We start from the raw sequence: 265 nt of genomic DNA, 5'->3' as shown, positions 1-265 counted from the left end.
AAATGAACTCTCATTGGTGATTGGCGGCAAACGGATTTATGGCTGGGACAGTATTCGCGTGACGCGTGGTATCGAACGGTTGCCGTCTGATTTTGAACTGATGCTGATGGACTATTACCCCGGCAGTCACGAACGACAATTGGTTGAGGCAGGCCAGCCCTGTCAGGTATTGTTAGGCGATGATCCTGTTATCACCGGTTATATCGATATCTGGAACTCGTCCATCAATAAATCAACCCACCAAATTCGTGTTACCGGCAGGAGC

1 protein-coding gene is annotated in these 265 nt (G+C 49.1%); it reads left to right on the top strand.

Annotation, left to right across the window (positions count from 1 at the left end):
• Positions 1-265: phage baseplate assembly protein (locus PSI23_RS22355; RefSeq protein WP_373567377.1), on the top strand; the 265-nt coding region annotated here is incomplete at both ends.

The sequence above is a fragment of the Xenorhabdus yunnanensis genome (genome assembly GCF_028598805.1).
In the GTDB taxonomy this organism is placed as follows: domain Bacteria; phylum Pseudomonadota; class Gammaproteobacteria; order Enterobacterales; family Enterobacteriaceae; genus Xenorhabdus; species Xenorhabdus yunnanensis.
Note: the sequence above shows the minus strand (reverse complement) of the source record. Positions and strands in the feature narration are given on the sequence as shown.